The organism is Kitasatospora sp. NPDC002965, from assembly GCF_040611255.1.
GTDB lineage: Bacteria > Actinomycetota > Actinomycetes > Streptomycetales > Streptomycetaceae > Kitasatospora.
Genome location: NZ_JBEXNT010000112.1, coordinates 14,426 through 32,760 on the forward strand (window position 1 = coordinate 14,426; position 18,335 = coordinate 32,760).

General features: G+C 72.0%; 17 protein-coding genes and 1 pseudogene. 7 read left to right on the forward strand and 11 right to left on the reverse strand.

What is annotated here, in order from left to right; genetic code table 11:
* Positions 1 to 10 precede the first annotated feature (10 nt).
* The 3 genes and pseudogenes from ABZY91_RS31940 to ABZY91_RS31950 all read right to left on the reverse strand — a co-directional run bounded on the left by ABZY91_RS31940 (position 11) and on the right by ABZY91_RS31950 (position 1,539).
* Complete coding sequence (locus ABZY91_RS31940) at positions 11 to 397, reverse strand: hypothetical protein (protein WP_355406459.1); 387 nt, start codon at positions 395 to 397, stop codon at positions 11 to 13.
* Between the two features lie 295 nt (positions 398 to 692).
* Positions 693 to 902 (reverse strand): annotated as a pseudogene (locus ABZY91_RS31945) (helix-turn-helix domain-containing protein); the annotation flags it as partial.
* A 304-nt stretch (positions 903 to 1,206) separates the two neighbouring features.
* Positions 1,207 to 1,539, reverse strand: a complete 333-nt coding sequence (locus tag ABZY91_RS31950; RefSeq protein ID WP_329951611.1) for an antibiotic biosynthesis monooxygenase — start codon at positions 1,537 to 1,539, stop codon at positions 1,207 to 1,209.
* Positions 1,540 to 1,861: 322 nt separating this feature from the next.
* Here ABZY91_RS31950 and ABZY91_RS31955 point away from each other — a divergent pair, with 322 nt between their 5' ends.
* From ABZY91_RS31955 to ABZY91_RS31970, 4 genes are all read left to right on the forward strand, one after another.
* Complete coding sequence (locus tag ABZY91_RS31955; protein ID WP_355406462.1) at positions 1,862 to 2,113, forward strand: DUF6879 family protein; 252 nt, start codon at positions 1,862 to 1,864, stop codon at positions 2,111 to 2,113.
* Positions 2,110 to 2,952 carry a helix-turn-helix transcriptional regulator gene (locus ABZY91_RS31960; RefSeq protein ID WP_355406464.1) on the forward strand — a complete coding sequence of 281 codons (843 nt, stop codon included), beginning with the start codon at positions 2,110 to 2,112 and terminating at the stop codon, positions 2,950 to 2,952. The genes ABZY91_RS31955 and ABZY91_RS31960 overlap by 4 nt, the downstream gene beginning before the upstream one ends.
* Positions 2,953 to 3,332: 380 nt before the next feature.
* Positions 3,333 to 3,818 (forward strand): hypothetical protein, encoded by a 486-nt coding sequence (locus ABZY91_RS31965; RefSeq protein WP_355406466.1) that lies wholly within the window; start codon positions 3,333 to 3,335, stop codon positions 3,816 to 3,818.
* A 69-nt stretch (positions 3,819 to 3,887) separates the two neighbouring features.
* Positions 3,888 to 4,769: a phosphotransferase gene (locus ABZY91_RS31970; RefSeq protein WP_355406468.1), complete on the forward strand. Its 882-nt coding sequence runs from the start codon at positions 3,888 to 3,890 to the stop codon at positions 4,767 to 4,769.
* Positions 4,770 to 4,888: 119 nt separating this feature from the next.
* Here ABZY91_RS31970 and ABZY91_RS31975 read toward each other — a convergent pair whose 3' ends face one another.
* Complete coding sequence (locus ABZY91_RS31975) at positions 4,889 to 5,260, reverse strand: cupin domain-containing protein (protein WP_355406470.1); 372 nt, start codon at positions 5,258 to 5,260, stop codon at positions 4,889 to 4,891.
* Between the two features lie 62 nt (positions 5,261 to 5,322).
* On the opposite strand from ABZY91_RS31975, the gene ABZY91_RS31980 reads away from it, so the two are divergent.
* Positions 5,323 to 5,847, forward strand: coding sequence for a MarR family winged helix-turn-helix transcriptional regulator (locus tag ABZY91_RS31980; RefSeq protein WP_355406483.1), 525 nt, complete (start codon positions 5,323 to 5,325; stop codon positions 5,845 to 5,847).
* Between the two features lie 77 nt (positions 5,848 to 5,924).
* Here the strand turns inward: ABZY91_RS31980 and ABZY91_RS31985 are convergent, their stop codons facing one another.
* Positions 5,925 to 8,009, reverse strand: a complete 2,085-nt coding sequence (locus ABZY91_RS31985) for an MDR family MFS transporter (protein WP_355406472.1) — start codon at positions 8,007 to 8,009, stop codon at positions 5,925 to 5,927.
* Between the two features lie 403 nt (positions 8,010 to 8,412).
* Between ABZY91_RS31985 and ABZY91_RS31990 the strand changes: the two genes are divergently transcribed.
* Entirely contained in the window at positions 8,413 to 9,636 is a 1,224-nt protein-coding gene (locus ABZY91_RS31990; RefSeq protein WP_355406474.1) for a peptidoglycan-binding protein, read from the forward strand.
* 57 nt (positions 9,637 to 9,693) lie between these two features.
* Here ABZY91_RS31990 and ABZY91_RS31995 read toward each other — a convergent pair whose 3' ends face one another.
* The 4 genes from ABZY91_RS31995 to ABZY91_RS32010 all read right to left on the reverse strand — a co-directional run bounded on the left by ABZY91_RS31995 (position 9,694) and on the right by ABZY91_RS32010 (position 14,703).
* Entirely contained in the window at positions 9,694 to 10,278 is a 585-nt protein-coding gene (locus tag ABZY91_RS31995) for a TMEM165/GDT1 family protein (protein ID WP_329878883.1), read from the reverse strand.
* A 212-nt stretch (positions 10,279 to 10,490) separates the two neighbouring features.
* Complete coding sequence (locus ABZY91_RS32000) at positions 10,491 to 11,447, reverse strand: ABC transporter permease (RefSeq protein WP_355406476.1); 957 nt, start codon at positions 11,445 to 11,447, stop codon at positions 10,491 to 10,493.
* A 3-nt stretch (positions 11,448 to 11,450) separates the two neighbouring features.
* Positions 11,451 to 13,007 carry a phospholipid carrier-dependent glycosyltransferase gene (locus ABZY91_RS32005; protein WP_329951653.1) on the reverse strand — a complete coding sequence of 519 codons (1,557 nt, stop codon included), beginning with the start codon at positions 13,005 to 13,007 and terminating at the stop codon, positions 11,451 to 11,453.
* A 355-nt stretch (positions 13,008 to 13,362) separates the two neighbouring features.
* Positions 13,363 to 14,703, reverse strand: a complete 1,341-nt coding sequence (locus ABZY91_RS32010; RefSeq protein ID WP_329951603.1) for an MFS transporter — start codon at positions 14,701 to 14,703, stop codon at positions 13,363 to 13,365.
* Between the two features lie 151 nt (positions 14,704 to 14,854).
* Here ABZY91_RS32010 and ABZY91_RS32015 point away from each other — a divergent pair, with 151 nt between their 5' ends.
* The gene (locus tag ABZY91_RS32015) at positions 14,855 to 15,415 is read left to right on the forward strand and encodes a MarR family transcriptional regulator (protein ID WP_329951602.1); all 561 of its coding nucleotides are present in this window, start codon (positions 14,855 to 14,857) and stop codon (positions 15,413 to 15,415) included.
* Positions 15,416 to 15,610: 195 nt separating this feature from the next.
* Here ABZY91_RS32015 and ABZY91_RS32020 read toward each other — a convergent pair whose 3' ends face one another.
* Together ABZY91_RS32020 and ABZY91_RS32025 are read right to left on the reverse strand one after the other, a co-directional pair.
* Entirely contained in the window at positions 15,611 to 17,419 is a 1,809-nt protein-coding gene (locus tag ABZY91_RS32020) for a glycosyl hydrolase family 18 protein (protein ID WP_355406479.1), read from the reverse strand.
* 347 nt (positions 17,420 to 17,766) lie between these two features.
* Positions 17,767 to 18,335: hypothetical protein (locus ABZY91_RS32025; RefSeq protein ID WP_355406481.1), on the reverse strand; the 569-nt coding region annotated here is incomplete at its 5' end.

Genomic DNA, 18,335 nt, shown 5'->3' on the forward strand with positions numbered 1-18,335 from the left:
CGGATCCGCGCTACCGGGAGCCGCGGCAACCGGCGCAGAGCTTCCCCGCTCCGCCGACATGGCGCCCGCACATGCCGCCCCGCCCCGGACACTCGTGGTGCCGCCTCTGACCCGGGACCACGGCCACCCCGACACCCGCCGTCCGCAGGCCCGTTGAGACCGGCGGCACCGGCGGGACCGGCGGGACCGGCGGGACCGGCGGGACACCCAGCAACCGGGCGCCGAGGATCGCCCCGACGCTGCGGGTGACCTTCTCCGGCAGCGGGGCGGACAGGATGCTGGCCAGGGCGTCCGGCGCCCAGCCGCCCGCCAGCAGGCCCTCCACCCGGGCGGCCTGGTCCGTCAACGGCTTCCCCGCCAGCGCCAACCGCGGATCCCGGCGGCCGAGTTCGATCAACAGGCCCAGGCCCTCGGTCGTCCGGGGCGGCGCCGCGACCGGCCTGCCCGTCCCGGACGGAAGGCTTCCCGGCTTCCTTCTCCCTCGTCGTCCTTGCCTTCGAGGAAGGGCCTCCCGCCTTCCCGGCGCCTGCCGCACCGGCTCCGGCCGGCCCGGCGGCCGGGAACGCGGGAACCGGCGGCACCGTGTGAACGGCCTTTCCCACCACCGGGACTTCGTGCACCGAGACCAGCGTCCGGACCCGGCCCGTGAGGGGATCGCGCGAGGTCCGGCGGACGTAGTGCCCGGCCTCCTCCAACTCGCGCAACGCCCGGGCCACCGTCGCCCGGCCCTCGACGCTCTTCGCGGCCAGGGTCCGGACGTCCTCCCGCGCCCCGTCGGGCAGGCTGAGGAGGTACCCGAGCAGCCCACGGGCCGCCCAGCTGAGCGAGTGCTTTCGCACGACATGCCCGTTGTCGAGGATCGTGCACCCGGGCGCGTGCTTGGGGATACGATTGATCTGCATCGTGGAGCGCTTTCTCCTGGTGCCGTTCCCCGGGGTGTTGGCGCACCGCCGGGGTTTTCCTTGGAACGCTGCTGCTGAGCGCAATGATCACGCTAATCCAGCAGACCGCCCCGGAAACCCCATCCGGATCACCCGATCGGGCGGCGCACGCGCACTCACCCCGGCGCACGCCGACACTCCACAACGCGCAATGCCCCGGCACCGACCGGCTCGACACGCACCTCGCCCGCAGCCGCGGAGCGGGACCCGACGACGGTGCGCCCCGGACGAGCCGTCCGGGGCGCACCGTCAGGAGCAGCCGGCCTCAGACCTTCGGGCCGGCGGACTGCACCACGTCGAAGGACCACAGGGTGGAGCCGCTGGCGGCCGGGCGCTGCGGGGCCTCGCCCTCGGCGGCCGGCGGGCCCTGGCGGTGGGCCGCCTGCATGGGCCCGGCGAGCCAGGCCTGGAAGGACTCCTCGTCGCGCCAGCGGGTGTAGACGAGGTACTGGTCGGTGCCCTCGACCGGGCGGAGCAGCTCGAAGTACTCGAAGCCGTCCGAGTTCTCCACCGCACCGGCCCGGGCGGCGAAGCGCTTCTCCAGCACCTCCCGCTGCTCAGCGGGGACGGTCAGGACATTGATCTTGACGACGGACACGCCGTACCTCCTCGTCCGCCCGCCCCCGACGCAAGGTCGGGGTGCGGGCCCTGTTCACTGAGAAGGCAGTCTGCTACACCTCACGCGGACGAAGCGTCGCAGGTCAGACGATCCACGGCGGGACGACGTGGTCCCCGGTTCGGCGCGCACCACCGGTCTTGTCTCCATGGATCGCCGACGAGCAACGGCCCGTGCCCGTCCGGCCTTCACCGGCCGGACGGGGTCTTCTGTCGCCTCAGGGGAATATTCGAGAATCAACGCCGTTCTCGGACCGATTCCACGGCATCCTGATTCGGCCTGACCGACAGCGAGGGGAGCGGCTGTGAGCCGACGACTGCGGTACATCGGAAGCAACTCGGGGAACAACGGATGCCCGACGCTCTACGAGGATGTCGAGACCGGAGAGGTGCTGGTGCAGGGCGACGCCGTCACCGACCCCGACGACGATCTGACCGGCGTGGAGCTGATCACCGACCCGGTTCGGGTGGCTCGCGCCTGCCAGGTCCGGGACGCTGCCCGGCACTTCGCCACGCCGCATCGGGCGTTCGCCGCCGGGGTACCGTCCGGCGTGTGACCACCGACTTCCGACAAGCGAGAATCGCCCTCGGCCTGCGGCTCCGCGAGCTGCGCACCGAGGGCGGTCTCACGGGCCGGCAACTGGCCGAGCACCTGGGCTGGACCCAGTCCAAGGTCAGCAAGCTGGAGACCGGCCGACAGACCGCCACCCACGACGACCTCAGGGCTTGGGCAACGGGTGTCGGCCGGCCTGGCGCGGGGCCCGAACTGACGTCCAGGTTGCGGGCGTTCGAGTCGCAGTCCCGGTCATGGCGACGGCAACTCGCGGCCGGACACCGGCCGGTGCAGGACACGCTGACGATCGAGTACGAGCGGTCGACGGTCATGCGCGCCTGGGAAGGCTCCATGATCGTCGGCATGCTCCAGACGGCCGACTACGCCCGACACGTGTTCAACGCGTACGTGGACCTCCACCGGTCGCCGCGCGATGTCGAGGAGGCGGTACGAGCCCGCGTTCGACGGCAGGAAACCCTCTACCGGCCGGGCAAGCAGTACCGCATCGTCATGTGGGAGGCCGCGCTGCGTGCCCGGCTCTGCCCGCCCGCCGTCATGGCCGCTCAGTTGGACCGGCTCAGCGGCGTGATCGGTCTGGACACCGTCACCCTGGGCATCGTGCCGTTCGAGGCCCAGCTCACCCTTCCGCCCGCCAACGGCTTCTGGATCTATGACGAACGGCTTGTCATTGTCGAGGACTGGCACGCGGAACTGTGGCTGGACCAGGCGGAGAACGTGGCCCTGTACGCGCGTGCCTGGGAAACGATGGCCGGCGCAGCCGTCTTCGGACCGGACGCCCACAGGGTTCTGGCGCGGTGCCGTAGGGCACTCGGAGCCGTCTGAGGAATCCTCGCGCATCCGGCCCGCGAGCCCTGGAATATTCGAGAATCACAGGCCCATCGGTGGTTCCCGCAGGCATAGCGTGCCGGCCAAGGAGCTTCGACCGACGCGGAAGGCCCACCCGTACCCCCTGAAGGATCCGCCGCCCCCGGCCGGTCCTCACCCACGAAGGTCTCGGCGATGCGCCGTTGACGACCGAGCAGCGTCAACGGCGGGCGGCACTGCCGACCCGTGTCCGCAAGGCCGACCGCGCGCATCGCCGAGATTCGGGTTCCTCGGACCGCCGCCGCGCAGAGCCCCGCCCGTCCGTCCCCGATGGCGGACTGCAGGATCCATGGCCGCAGAAGCGGATCGGGTCCGACCTCAGAGTCAGGAGAGTCCACATGATGTCGATCAGCACGGAGCGGATCACGGGCCGGTCCCTCGTCGACCCGGCCCTGTTCGAGCGGATGGTCACCCGGATCGCCGGAGAGGAGGAGATGGACCTCGCGCTCGCCGAGCGAGTCATGGACCAGGCCCTCGCCTTCCTGGGAGCGTGCGCAGTCAACCCCGGCGCCAGGCTCGCCCCGTCGAGCCTGGTGGACATCGGATGGCACACGTTCATCCTGCACACCACCGACTACGCCGAGTTCTGCCGCTCGCTGTCCGGCCGGTTCCTCCACCACGTGCCGACCGAGGGCGCGGGCGAGTCCGCCGAAGGCGTCGGCATCGCCACCACGGCGGCCGTCATCGGGGCGAGCGGGTACGCCGTGGACCCCGAACTGTGGAGCATGTCCGCCGAGTGTTCCGAGGGCAGCGGAGGAGACGGAAGCGACACCAGCGGCAGCGGTAACTGCTCGCAGTGCCACCGCGGTTGCCACAGCAGCTAGGAGCCGATCAGATCGCCCGCCCAGCGCTGCGGTCCGGGACCGGGCGGGCCCGACCCCGAGGAACCCCCGATGGCCGACATCTGGAAGCAGCTACCGGACGCCCTGCGCATCAGCATCGAAGGGCGGACCGGTACGGTGACCGCCGCCGTGCCTCCCCCGGCGGGAACGGTGTCCGACTTCGCCGCCACGCTGGAGACGACCGGCGGGCCGGTCTTCTGCAAGGCCGTGCGCGAGGACAACCCGAAGGCGTGGATGCACCGCCTGGAGTCCGTCGTGAACTCCGTGCTGCCGCCGCACATCGCGCCCCGCATGCTCTGGAAGGTCGAGGCCGGCGGCTGGCTGGCCCTGGGGTTCGAGCACGCTCCCGGCAGGCACGCGGATCTTTCTCCGGGGTCCGCCGACCTGCCGTTGGTCGCCCGGACGCTGGAGACGCTCGCCGGAACACTGACCCCGGCGCCGCCCCTGCGCGCCTTCAGCCTGGCCGATCGGTGGTCGGGACAGGACTTCTGGCACCACCTCGGTAACCGGCACCGGGACCGACTCGATCCGTGGACCGTGGCACGGCTGGACACGCTGGTCCTGGCCGAACGCGAAGCACCCGACCTGATCGACGGCAAGACCCTGGTCCACACCGATCTGACCGGCCCGAACCTCCTCGTGGACGGCGCAGCCGTGCGCGTCGTCGACTGGGCCTTCCCCGCCCCCGGCGCCGCATGGGCCGACACGGCTTACGTGGTCGTCCGGCTGATCGAGGCAGGGCACACTCCCGAGCGCGCCGAGCGGTGGGCCGACGGCGTCTCCCTGTGGCGTGCCGCGCCCCACCGGTCCGTCACGGCCTTCGTCGCGATCCTCACCGGCTTGTGGACCCTCCGCGCCGCCGAGACGCCCGGGCGTCAGTGGGACGCCCTGGGCGCCCACGGACTCGCCTGGCTTCGCCACCGTCTCGCGTAGCCGCCCGGAACAGGTCCGGCCGCCGACGCCTCCGCGCAGCGGCCGGACCTCCGCACCCTCAGTCGGGGAAGGCGGGCCGAGCACGGCAGGCGAGCACCCCGGTCGATCGCCGTCGCAGGTCAGGCGATCCACGGCGGGACGACGTGGTCCCCGGTCTCCAGGTTGACGGCCCGTGACGGGGTCGGGGAGGCGACCACGGCGGTGAAGCCGCCCTCGGAGCTCATCCGGCGGACGACGTCGGCCGGCAGGACGAGGGTGTCCCCGGCGGCGACCGCCAGGGCTTCACCCGCCAAGTCGACGGCGGCGGAGCCGGTGAGGAAGGTCCACACCTGCTCGGTGTCCATGGCGTGGCGGGGGCCCGAGCTCCCGGATGCCATCTCGACCTTCCAGAGCGCGAGGCCCGTACCGCCCTGGGCGGGCGAGGCGAAGGTGGTCATGACGGCGTTGGGCGTCTCGGTACGACGGGCCTCGGTACTGCGGATGACGGACAAGAGCGGTTGACCCCCTACAATGGACAATCAAGTTGTCTATATAGTCAATGAGGTTGTCGATCGTGTCAAGGGAGAACGACCCGCAGCAGGACGAGGCCCCCCGGACCACGCCCGAATCCCGGGCGCAGCCCGGCTACGAGCTGCCGCTCCGCCTGCTGCTCGCCTTCCGGGTGATCATCGACGAGCTGCACGAGCGCATCGCCCGCGAAGGCCACCCGGACCTCCGGCCGATGCACGGCTTCGTCTTCCAGGCGATCGGGCCAGAAGGCACCACGGCCGTCGAGCTAGGGCGGCGCCTCGGCGTCTCCAAGCAGGCCGCCGGCAAGACCGTCGAGCACCTCGAACAGCTCGGCTACGTCGAACGCGGGACCGATCCGGCCGACGCCCGGCGCAAGGTGGTCAGGTTGACCCCCCGCGGTGTCGACTGCCTCGTCCGCTCCGCCCGGATCTTCGAGGAGCTGCGCGGCCAGTGGTCCGCGACCCTCGGCGGCGAGGAACACCTGCGTGCCCTGGAGGTGGCCCTGCGCACCCTCGCGCCCGGGGACCCGTTCCGGTTGGACACCCCGCGCTGGTTCGGGGCCCCGTAGCGAGGGGCGACGGGGAGAGAGGGGAGGAAGGGGAGAGAGAGGAAGGAGGGGAGGAAGAAGAGAGAGGAGAGGGAGCGTCAGAAGGAGCGGCCCTCGCCGTGGTAGGGCAGCTCGTGCCCGACCGGGTCCGGGCGGTCGCGGCGGTCGGCGCAGAGCGTCGAGGAGAGCCGGGTGAGCAGTGCGGCGAGGTCGTCGAACTGCTTCTCGTCCCAGTCGCCCAACAGGTCCGCGAGCTGCTCCCGGCGGGCGGCGACCAGCTTGAGCGCCACCTCCTCGCCCGGCTCGGTGAGCCGCAGCGGGAGGCCGCCGGTGCGGGACGCCAGGCCGTTGCCCTCGACCTCCCGCACCGCCTCCTCGACCACCGCGAACGGCACGATCCGACGCTCCGCCAGTTCGGCGGGCTCGACCGACCCCTGGTGGTGCATCTGGAGCAGCAGCCAGCTGGACGCGGGTTTCAGGTCGAGCCCCGCGGTGGCGGTGATCCGTTTGAACAGGTCGCGCCGGGCCTCCCGGCTGCTCAGCACGGACAGCGCCCGGCTGATCTCGTCCAGCGAGGAGCGCTGCACCGGGTTGAGGCCGATCGACTCGCTGAGGTCGGGGGCGGTCACGGTGGTCCGCAGCTTCTGCTCCTTCAGGAACAGCGAGAGCACGAACGCCACCACGGCGACCGGCACCGCGTAGAGGAAGACCCGGGTGATCGACTCCGCGTACGCGTGGTAGATGTCGGCCTGCGTCGCGGCCGGCAGGCCGCTGATGACGCGCGGGTCCGAGGTGATCGCGTCGGGGTTGAAACCGGGTGGCAGCGTGGCGCCCGCCAGAGCGGTCCGCAGCCGGTCGTTCAGCCCGGACGCGAAGATCGTCCCGAAGATCGAGACGCCGAAGGAGGCGCCGATCGAGCGGAAGAAGGTGGCGCCCGCGGTCGCGACGCCCAGGTCCTCGTACCCGACCGAGTTCTGCACGATCAGCACCAGGACCTGCATCACCAGGCCCAGTCCGAGGCCGAAGACCAGGAAGTAGCAGCTCATCTCGAAGGTGCTGCTGTGCTCGTCCAGCCGGGAGAGCAGCAGCAGGCCGACGACGGTGACAGCCGTCCCGGCGATCGGGAACGCCCGGTAGTGGCCGGTGCGGGCCACGATCTGACCGGAACCGATCGACGTGGCGAGCATGCCGAGCACCATCGGCAGCATGTGGATGCCCGACATGGTCGGCGAGACCTGCATGACCACCTGGAGGAAGGTGGGCAGGTAGGTCAGCGCGCCGAACATCGCGAAGCCGATGACGAAGGAGATGACGGCCACCAGGCTGAACGTCCGGGACCTGAAGAGGCGCAGCGGCAGGACGGGTTCGGCCGCCGCCCGCTCGGCCAGGACGAAGGCGACCAGCAGCAGCACGCCGAGCACGCCCAGCCCGACGATCTGCCACGAGCCCCATGCCCAGGTGGTGCCGCCGAGCGAGGTCATCAGCACCAGACAGGTCGCGACGGACGCGATCAGCACCGTGCCCAGGTAGTCGATCCGGTGACTCCGCTTCACCTCCGCGCCGTGCAGCACGGTGGCGATCACCACGAGGGCGACCACGCCGACCGGCACGTTGATGTAGAAGACCCAGCGCCAGCTGAGGTTGTCGACGAAGAGCCCGCCGAGCAGTGGACCGAGCACGCTGGTGACGCCGAAGACCGCGCCGAAGAGGCCCTGGTACTTTCCGCGGTCCCGGGGGGCGACCAGGTCGCCGACGATGGCCTGGGAGAGCACCATCAGGCCGCCGCCGCCCAACCCCTGGAGCGCGCGGAAGGCGATCAGCTCGCCCATGTTCTGGGCGATGCCGCAGAGCACCGAGCCCAGCAGGAAGATCACGATGGAGGCCTGGAAGAAGACCTTCCGGCCGTACATGTCGCCGAGCTTGCCCCAGAGCGGGGTGGCCGCGGTGGAGGCCAGCATGTAGGCGGTGACCACCCAGGAGAGGTGTTCGAGGCCGCCGAGGTCGCTGACGATGGTGGGCAGGGCGGTCGAGACGATGGTCTGGTCGAGCGCGGCGAGGAGCATCGCCAGCAGCAGGGCGCCGATCGGCACCCAGAGGTTGGGGGCGTTGGCCTCCGGAGGGCCCGGCTCGCTCACCGGGGCCCGGTCGGGGCCTCGGTCGGACGCGGCGATCGGATCCGTCATGGCGTCTCCGTAGCGGTGTCAGCGGTGTCAGCGGTGTCGGCGGTATCTGCGGCAGTGGTGGTGCAGGGGGCAGCGGTGGCGGCGGTCACGGCAGCCCGGTACGCCCGGGGGCGCCGTTCGGATGATCACTCCCGATTCACCATGCTGTCAGAAATGCCCGGATTTGCTCCGTTCAGTTGAGCCGAACGTAAGCGGCACCGCCATGCGCCCGACATGTGGACGCCGGGCCTGCCACACCGACCGTTCATCAGTTCCCAACCGACACCAACCGGCACAAGGCCCCCACATCGAGCCGGACGCCCCTGTCCCGTCTCAGGGACGTCCTGCATAATCAGGCCCGTCCGCCACCTGGAACACGAGTCCGAGTCCGGGAGACCGAGCGAGAACCGAGGAGGGCCGGCCGATGCCGGACCAGCACTGCCCGACGTGCGGCACCGTGCGCTCCGCCGGGTGCAGGTGCTTCCCGGACCGCGCCCTCGACGAGACCACCGTCCTGCCGCACATGGAGGGCCCGCCGCTGGTCCGCCCGTACGTGCCGCAGGCGGTCGGGCAGGTCTCGGACGGCCCGTCGGACGGGACCGCCGGCGATCCGTTCGCCACCACGGTGCCGCCGTCGGCCGCCCGGCCCCGGACGGCCCCGACGCCCCCGTCGCCGGACCGTCCTCCGGTCGCCCCACCGCTGGGCCCGGACGCCGACGCCTACGCGACGACGGTGCTCCCGCCGCTCGCGTCGGCCCCCCAGTTCCCCCCGCCGTTCCCCCCGCAGCACCAGCCGTACGCCGCGTCGCCGCCCGAGGGGCTCCCGCCCGCCGAGCCCGCCGCTCCCGAGGCCGGCGAACTCGGTGTCTTCCCGTTCGCCCACGACGCCCACGGCTCCGCGTCCCACTCCGCCGCGACCGACGGCGCCGCGCCCGCCCCCGGCGGCCGGGCCGCCCGGCGCGCGGCCGAGCAGGACGCGGGTCCGGTCCCGCTCGCCCGGCGCAGGGGGGTGCTGGTCGCGGCCGGCGCCGCGCTGCTGGCGGTCACCGTCGGCATCGCGTACGCGGTGACGCCCTCCGCCGAGCCGGAGCGACTGGCCGTGCCCGTCCCCACCACGACAGCGGCACCGGCCCCGGTCGACCCGACCACCCCGGCCCAGCCGAGCCCGAGCGCGCCGACGCCCACCAGCAGCTCCCCGAGCCCGACCAGGACGACCGCCAAGCCGAGCCCGACCCGGTCGACGGCCACCACCGCGGCGCCCGCGCCGAGCACCCCGCCCGTGAGCGCCGCTCCCCCGGCTCCGGCACCGGCTCCCGACCCGGTCCCCCCGGCGCCGAGCCCCTCCGCCGAGACGCCACCCGCCACGACGCCCACCCCCACCCCGACGCCCGCTCCGACGGCCACCCCGACGCCGACGCCCACCTTCCAGACCCTGAAGTACGGGATGAACGGGCCGGAGGTCCTCACCCTGCAGAAGAAGCTGGCCGTCGTCATGTGCTGGATGAGCGTCCCGACGACCAGCAAGTTCGACCGCCCAACCGAGAGCTCCGTCGCCTACTTCCAGGTGCTGCAGGGGGTCCAGGGCGACGAGAGCGGGGTCTACGGGCCCCACACGGCCGCCGCCCTGGCGAAGCGCACCACCTGCTGAACCGGCCCGGCACCCCGTCGGTCGGGGGCCGGGCCGGCTGCGGCAGGACTCCGGGCGTCAGCCGGTGATCGCCTGGAAGATGCTGAACCCGGCCATCAGCACCATCACACCCGCCGCCACGCGGATGATCATCTTCATCGGGACGTGCTTCAGCAGCTTCTGCCCGCCCAGGATCGCGATCCCGGCGACGGCGCAGAGCGCCAGCCAGGCGCCCAGACCCACCGCGAGCGGGTCGGCGTACTTGGCGGCAAGGTTGGCGGTCATGATCTGGGTGAGGTCGCCGAACTCGGCGATCGCCACGACCACGAAGCTGGCTCCGGCGACCTTCCAGAAGCTGTTGGCGGTCGGCTCCTTGGCCTCGTGCCCGTCCTCGTCGCCACCGCCGTGGAAGAGCAGCATCGCCGCGCCGGCCAGGAACAGCACGCCGGTGACGCCCTCCACCCAGCGGTGCGGCAGCAGCGAGAGCAGGTGCCCGGCGACCAGGGCGATGCCCACCTGGAGGGCGAAGGCGGCGGCGATGCCGGCGAAGACGTAACCGGCGCGGTACTTGGCGCCGAGCATCAGACTGGCCAGGGCGGTCTTGTCCGGCAGTTCGGACAGGAAGACGATGCCGAAGGTGATCGCGGCTACGGTCAGGCTCATCGGGGGTTCGGTATCCCTCGGGTCGGGCCGCCGGACTCCCGCGGCTCCGTCAGGGGACGCTTCGGCCCGACAGCGCTGGTTGGAACATCACAGCACTGCGGCCGAAGGTCTCGCCGGCACCCCTGTGCGGTGTGCCCCGGGCGCCGGGCCCCGCAGGGGGCCAGTATGTCGACGGTCCGGTGGAGGGCTACTCCCCTTCAACGGCACCCACCCTACCCGATCCCCTCCCCCGGCCGCCCGGCGCGGACCAGGCCACGGCCCACCAGCTCCAGCACCGCCACGACCGCCACCGCCTCCACCACCAGCAGCCCGACCAGCACGAACAGCTGCACGGCGCCCGCCTGGACCGGTGACGCCCCGCCGAGCAGCATGCCGACGAAGGCGCCGGGCAGCGTGACCAGGCCGACCGTCCGGGTCTGGTCGAGCGCCGGGACGAGTGAGGTGGCGGCCGCGCTGCGGCAGATCTCCAGCCGGGCGTCCCGTTCCTCGAAACCGAGCGCCAGCGCGGCCTCCACCTCGCCGTGCCGCTGCCGGAGCTCGTCCAGGGCGCGCCGGCCGGAGAGCGAGGTGGCGGTGAGCGCACCGCCGATCAGGATGCCGGAGACCGGGATGACGGAGAGGCCCTCGGGCGGCAGGAGTCCGGTGCCGAGCAGCAGCGCGAGCACCGGCAGCACCCCGGCCCCGATCGGCGCGGCCGCCCACATCCAGGCGCGACCGCCCCCGCCGGGCATCCCCTCTCCACCGGCCGCGCCCTTGCCGCCTGCCGCTCTCGCTCCGCCCGCCGCTTCCTCGGCGCCCGCGCCCGCCGTGCGCCGACCGCCGGGCATCCCCCGGCCGACGGCCGCCCGTAGACCGCTCCGCACGCGCCGCCCGCCGCCCGTGGGCGGGCCGTCCACCATCCGCTGCCCGGCGGTCCGCACCGCGACCGCGAACATCAACAGCACGAAGAGCACCGACCACCCGAGCGAACCGGCCACCCAGCTGATCACCACGGCGACGGCGGCCAGCTGCACCACCGCGCGCAGCCCGGCCCGGAGCACTGCGGACCCGTGCCCGAGCCGACCCCACCCGGCGACCGCGACGGCCGCGGCCAGCAGCAGCGCGGTGACCACCCCGAGCGCCGGGGTGACCGGGAGCAGTTGGTCCTGCGCGGCCGCGAGCGCCGCCACGGGTCAGATCCAGCTGGTGAACCACATCCGGTCCTGCCAGGACGTCATCGGGATCACCTCCGCCGTGTACAGCGGGTGGAAGAAGGCGAAGCAGGCCATGATCGCCAGCACGATCACCCCGGCCCCGGCCGCACCGATCCGTCGCCGCTCGGGCGTGCACCCCTCCGGCCCGAGCATCGCTCCGAGCATCTGGGCGACGGCCAGGCAGAGGAAGGGGACGAGCACCACCATGTAGAACGAGAAGACGGTCCGCTCCTGGTACTGGAACCACGGCAGGTAGACGCCGGCGACGCCGCAGAGCACCGCGCCCGACCGCCAGTCGCGGCGGAAGAACCAGCGCCACAGCAGGTAGAGGAGCGCGAAGCAGGCCGCCCACCAGAGCAGCGGCGTGCCCAGGCCGAGGATCTGCGACGCGCAGCCGCCGGACGCGGTGCACCCGCGCTGCCCGTTCGGCACCTGCTCCCAGTACATGGAGACCGGACGGCCCTGGACCAGCCAGCTGAACGGGTTGGACTGGTAGGTGTGCGGGGTGCTCAGGCCGGTATTGAAGTCGTACATCTGGGCGTGGTAGTGCCAGAGGCTGCGCAGTGGCGCCGGCACCCAGCTCATCGGGACCTGCGGGAGGGGGACGCCGAGGAAGCTGTCCGCGGAGAGCCCGGCCCGGTCGTCGGCCCAGTGCCGGTCGAAACCTCCGCCGGTGCCGCCCCGGCCGCCGCCGGTGAACAGCCAGCCGGCCCAGCCGCCGACGTAGACGACGAAGGCGACACCGACCGTGGAGAGGAAGGCGGGCAGCGCGTCGCGGCGGAGCATCGAGCGCCAGGGACGGCGGGCGCCGGCCCAGCGCCGACCGGACTGGTCCCAGAGGACGGTGAGCAGGCCGAAGGCGGCGAGCACCATGGCGCCGTTCCACTTGACCCCGCAGGCGGCGCCGAGGAACACACCGGCGGCGATCCGCCACGGGCGCAGGCCGAGCCGGACGGCGTCACCGCCGTAGGTGTCCCGGACGGCGGCCAACCGGACCCGGGCGTGGTCGCGGTCGACCAGCAGCGAACCGAAGGCGGCGAGCACCAGGAACATCTGGACGCCGTCCAGCAGGCCGACCCTGCTCATCACCAGCTGGAGGCCGTCGACCGCCATCAGCAGGGCGGCGGTGCAGCCGATCAGGGTCGAGCCGAAGAGCCGGCGGCCGATCCGGGCCAGCATCAGCACGGCGACCGTGCCCAGCAGCGCGGTCATGAACCGCCAGCCGAAGGGGTGCAGGCCGAAGGCCCACTCGCCGAGGGCGATGACCCACTTGCCGAGCGGCGGGTGGGCGATGAACTCGGGGGCCGCGGTGAGCGGGATGTGCTGCGGGACGCCCAGGATCTCGGAGTTGGCGTTCTCCGGCCAGGTGCCCTCGTAGCCCTGTCGCAGCAGCGACCAGGCGTCCTTGGGGTAGTAGGTCTCGTCGAAGACGAAGGCGTTGGGGTACCCGAGGTTCCAGAACCGCAGGAGTCCGGCGAAGAGCGCCACACCGATCGGGCCGAGCCAGTCGGCCCGGTCGGCCGCCTTGCGCAGCAGCCCCCGCCGCCCCGGTTCCGGGGCTGCGGGGGCTGGTGGTGCGGGTGGGTGCGTGAGCGCCACTTGCGTCATAGCCTCGCCGATTTCGCCTGTCTCGCCTGTGCCGGCCGGGGCCGGGCGGTCAACAGCCACTGACACTATGTGCCGGTGGTCGCGAAGCCAAGCGCGACGGGCGCCGTCCAGGTGACCTGCTCGATCCTGGTCCGGCGCCCGTTTCGTACACCTGTCCCACCCGGTGGCGGGCTCCCCCGGCGGTCACCCGTCGTGATCGCCCGCTGCCGTCGCGCGCCCCCGTCGCCGCTGCCTCGCGCGCGGCCCGCGCCCCGCGGTCGGGACGCCGGTCGCGCGCCCGGCGTCACGCCGCGGTCTGGAGCTCCCGGACCACCGGGACCGGCGTGCGGACCACGGCCGGGGCCGCGTTGTCCTGGGCCGCGGTGAGGTACGGCCGCAGGCGCAGCGCCATCACCACGATCAGCACGGTGCAGCCGGCCATCGCCGCCAGGTAGAGCGGCCAGGTGCCGGAGCCGACCAGCAGCACGCCCACGGCCGGGCCGACGGCGATCGCGATCTGCTTCACGAGGGCGTAGCCGGAGTTGTAGGTGCCGAGCAGCCGGGCCGGGGCGAGGTCCGCGACGATCGGGCCCAGGGTGGGCGCGAGCAGCGACTCGCCGACGCCGAACAGGGCGTAGATCGAGACGATCGCGACGGTGGCCGCCATCGTCTCGGTCCGGATCAGACCGGCGACCAGGGCCATCGTCCAGGCGCCCAGCCAGACCACTCCGGCGGCGGCCATCGCGGTGGTCCGCCGGCGGCGGGCGGTGATCCGCACCACGAACATCTGCAGCACCACGATGGTCAGCGCGTTGGCGCCGATCGCGATGCCCAGGGTGGAGGGGGCGGTGCCGACGGTGTCGGTGGCGAACGCCGCGACGCCGGACTCGAACTGGCCGTAGCAGGTGAAGAAGATCAGCCCGGCGAGCAGGCAGAGCCGGAACATCGCCTTGTCGGCGACCAGGGCGCGCAGGCCCTGCGGACCGCCGGCCTTCTCCTGGACCGCCACCGGCGCGGCGTTCGGGATCCGGGCGGTGCCGGTCACCAGGGCGAGGCCGAGGAAGGTCGCGGCCTCGATGGTGAAGAGCCGGGTCAGGCTGGCCGGGTCGGCGACGTCCACGATCTGCCCACCGACCAGCGCGCCGATGCCCATGCCCAGGTTGATCAGCGTGAACTGCAGAGCGAAGGCGTGCGAACGGGTCGCGGCCGTCGAACAGCGGACGATCATGGTGGCGAGCGCCGGCTGGCAGGTGGTGACACCCGCGCCGAACAGGAAGGAGGAGACCAGCAGGGCCGGGGTGTCGGTGGCGTGACCGAAGGCGAACGCGCCGGTGGCGGCGAGCGCGGCGCCGGCGAGCAGCACCGGACGCGGGCCGTACCGGTCGATGCCGCGGCCGGTGAACGGCAGGACGGCGAGCGCGGCCAGCGCGAAGACGGTGAACACCATCCCGGCGGCCAGCGACCCCAGTCCCCGCACCTGGTCCACGTACACGAACATGTACGGCATCGTGAACCCGCTGCCGAACGCGCTGAGCGCGTTGCCGATCTGGACGCGGCGCAGCGGGCCGCCCGCCCCGCGACGCTGCTGCCTCTGCTGCTTCACCGTGCCGGTCACCGTGCACACCCCTTCGTCGAGCTCCGCCAAGGCCGGATCCGTCAAGGATCCGTTGGCTTTCACTGGATACTCTTAAGGCCGGAAGACTTAAGAGCTAAAGTTTGACCCTAAAGTCTTAGCACTGGAAGAGTGCTGAGTCAAAGGCTTAAGGAGTGCACCTCTTCATGCGACACTGGTCGGCATGACTGCAGAGAAGCCCGCGCCGGCCACCGACCGCGAGTTGGGCATCGCCGAGCAGGTGGCCGTCTACCAGCGGGAATTCCCCATGGTGGATCCGCAGGTGGAGACCATCGTGCAGACGCTCTCCCGGGTCGCCCGGCGGATGACCGTCGCCTACGACCGGCAGCTCACTGTGCTGGGAATCACCTCGGCGGAGTGGGAGGTGCTCAAGGCACTGGTGGTCTCGGGCAGTCCGTACCAGCTGGGGCCCGGCGAGCTGGCCAAGCGGCTCGGACTCACGCCGGCCGCGATGACCCACCGGATCGACCGCATGGTCACCGAGGGCCTGGTCACCCGGGAACGGGACGAGGCCAACCGGGTCCGGGTGATCATCGAGCTGACCGACCTCGGCCGCGACAAGTGGCTGGAGTCGATGCGGATGGCCGCCGGCTTCGAGGAGGAACTGCTCCAGGACGTCGTGGGCGAGGACCGCACCGTCCTCTCCGGGATCCTGGCGCGGATGCTCCGCCGGATCGAGGAGAGCCAGCCGGACGCCCTCGGCCGCACCGCCGACCTGGGCTGACGGCCCGCGAACGACAGCAGTCCGGCCCGCCGGGGAGACTCCCCCGGCGGGCCGGACTGCTTTGTACTGCGGTGCACTGCGGTGCGAGGGTCCGTCAGGCCCTCGAACACTCGGGCACTCGGGTCTCCGCTCCGCGGATCTCCAGGTGCTCGGGCGTTCAGGTACTCAGGTGCTCAGGTGGTCGAACCGGGGGGTTCAGCAGGGACCGTTGTCGGTCCAGACGCCCCACTGGCCGGCCAGCGACGGGTCGTCGCCCTTGGTCCACCACTTGTTGGTGTAGTAGCGACCCTTCCAGGAGACCTTGGTCGGGGTGGCGTAGGTGGTGGCCGAGTCCCAGCTCGGGGCAGCGGCGCAACCCGGCGGGGTGGTCGGCGGCGTCGTCGGAGGAGTCGTCGGCGGGGTGGTCGGCGGCGTCGTCGGCGGCGTGGTCGGCGGGGTGGTCGGAGGCGTGGTGGGCGGCGTGGTCGGCGCGGCCGGGCAGGCGGCGGCGGAACCGTTGGTGGCCTCGACCATCTTGTCGAACAGCGCGGTCTTGGTGCCCAGGTCGTACAGCGAGAAGGCGAAGGAGCCGCCGAGGCCGTTGCAGTGGGCGTAGTCGATCTTCGCCTGGATCGAACGGGCGTCCTCACCCGACCAGAACGTCGAACCGTCGTAGAAGTACGTGGTCTTCGCGGTGTCGTCCCAGAAGGTCTTCGCCGGGTTGTCGACGAAGCCGGCCAGCTCCTTGTACATCTGGATGCCGGGGACGTTGCCCGAGAGCGCGGCACCCGCGGCGGGGCCGGTGGCGGGCTGGAAGAGGCCGTTCTTGCCGTTGTTCTGGACGCCGGTCCAGCCACGGTAGTAGAACGGGACACCCACGTTGATCTTCTTGGCGGGGAAGCCGCCGGGGATGCCGTAGTCCGGGTCACCCGCGGTGTACGCCTTGATCGCCGCGTCGACCGAGTACTTGCCGTTGCCCGGCTTGGCCGGGGTCATCGGGTCGTTCGGACCGGAGTAGATCGGGGCCTGGTGGTTGGTCGGGCCCTTGGCGTCCCACGCACCGTGCATGTCGTAGGTCATGATGTCCAGGAACGTCAGGTACTGACCGATCTTGTCGGTCTCGACGTTCCGGATCTTGTCCTGGCCGGCGCCGACGGCCGCCGCGGTGGCGTAGGTCTTGTTGTCGGCCTTGCCCTGGGCGTCGAGCTGCTCACGCAGCTCCTTCAGCAGCAGGGTGAAGTTCTGCTTGTCGTTCGGGCTCTCCAGGTTGCCGGCGTGGCCGCCACCGCCCGGGTACTCCCAGTCGATGTCGATGCCGTCGAAGATGCCGGCCGCCGAGCCCGGGCCGCCGTAGCCGGCGTCGACCGGCAGGTTGCCCTTGATGAACATGTCGATGCAGGACGAGACCAGCTTCTTGCGGGAGGCGTCCGTGGCCGCCGCCGCCGAGAAGAACTTGGAGTAGGTCCAGCCGCCCAGCGAGATCAGGATCTTGAGGTTCGGGTTCTTCGCCTTCAGCTTCTTCAGCTGGTTGAAGTTGCCCGCGATCGGCTGGCCCCAGGCGTCGCCGACGCCGTCGACCGAGATGTCCGGACCGAAGCTCTTCTGGTAGTCCGCGAACGCGTCGCCCGCGCCGTCACCGGCGTTCGGGTTGTTGTCGTCCTGGTTGGCCGCCTTGGTGGCCTGGAAACAGGAGAGGTTGGTCGGGTGGATGTTGGCGAACGAGTAGACCAGGTAGTCCAGCTTCCCGGCCACGCCGGTGTCCTGGATCGTCTTGGGGTAGTACGCGTTCGCGTAGATCGACCACTGGTCGAAGTAGGCGACCTTGATGCCGCCGCTGGTGGCGGGCGCGCCGGTGGTGTTGGTGACGGCGGCGTTGGCCGCGGTCCCGCCGGAGAGGGCGAGGCCCGCGCCGAGCAGCAGGGAGGCCGTGGTACCGGCGGCGATCGCGGTCAGGCTCTTGGACCGCCGACGACGGCCGCCCTCCTGAACCGGGGCCCCGGCCCTTTCGATGCGTGAACGGAGCATGGGTGCGTGACTCCTGGTGTGGGGGATTCCGTCCGTCCCGGGCGCTCGTACGGGGTGGGGCCGTACGACCGGGACATGACAGAACGGGATGGGGAATCGAGCGAGAGCATGCCTTCGACGGACGCCGGGAGAAGCCGAACCGGCGCCAGTGGCGAACCACTGACGCCGGTTCAGGGGCTCCCTGCACCTGGGCACTAAAATGGACTAGACCAACTACCCCGTCAAGGGGTGATGTTGAGGCTTGAGCCGCCCTTAAGGTTCCCCCGTGACCGGGCCGACCCCGCTGACCTGCGGGTCAGCGGGGTCGGCCGGGCCGGAGCGGGCGACCGGTACCGGCCGCCGGCGGCTCAGTACCGCACGGCATTGGCGACTACGGCCTTGACCGAGCCCGTGAGGTCCCGGTTGCTGCGCGCGGTCCCCTGGCCGCTCTGCCCGGCCGCCACGTCCGAGATGTTGACCACCGCCGCGTCCAGCACGTTGCCGGAGTCGTCGGTGAAGTTGACCTGGACCACGTACCGGTTGGCCTGCTGCTCGTGGTTGTTCACGGTGACCGGCACCTCGACCTTGCCGTCCGAGGCGGTGGTCACCGCACCCAGCGACGTGTCCCCCTTGGCATCCAGGCCGCCCTTGATCCCGGCGATCGCCGAGGACGCCGCAGCCTGCGCCGACGCGGCGGACGACGAGAGCCCGCCCGCCACCGACGCGGCCGCCGAGGAGAGCCCACCCGCCGCCGAGGACAGCGCCGAGCTCGCCGCCGACGCGGCGGCCGAGGCGGCGCCCGCGATCCCCGACTGCACCGCGGCGGCGGCCGAGGAGACGGCGCTGCTCGGCGCGGAGTCCGAGGAGCAGCCGGCCAGTGCGGCCCCGCCGAGCACCGCGGCGCCCAGCACCGCCGCCAGCGCCCGGCGCGGACGGC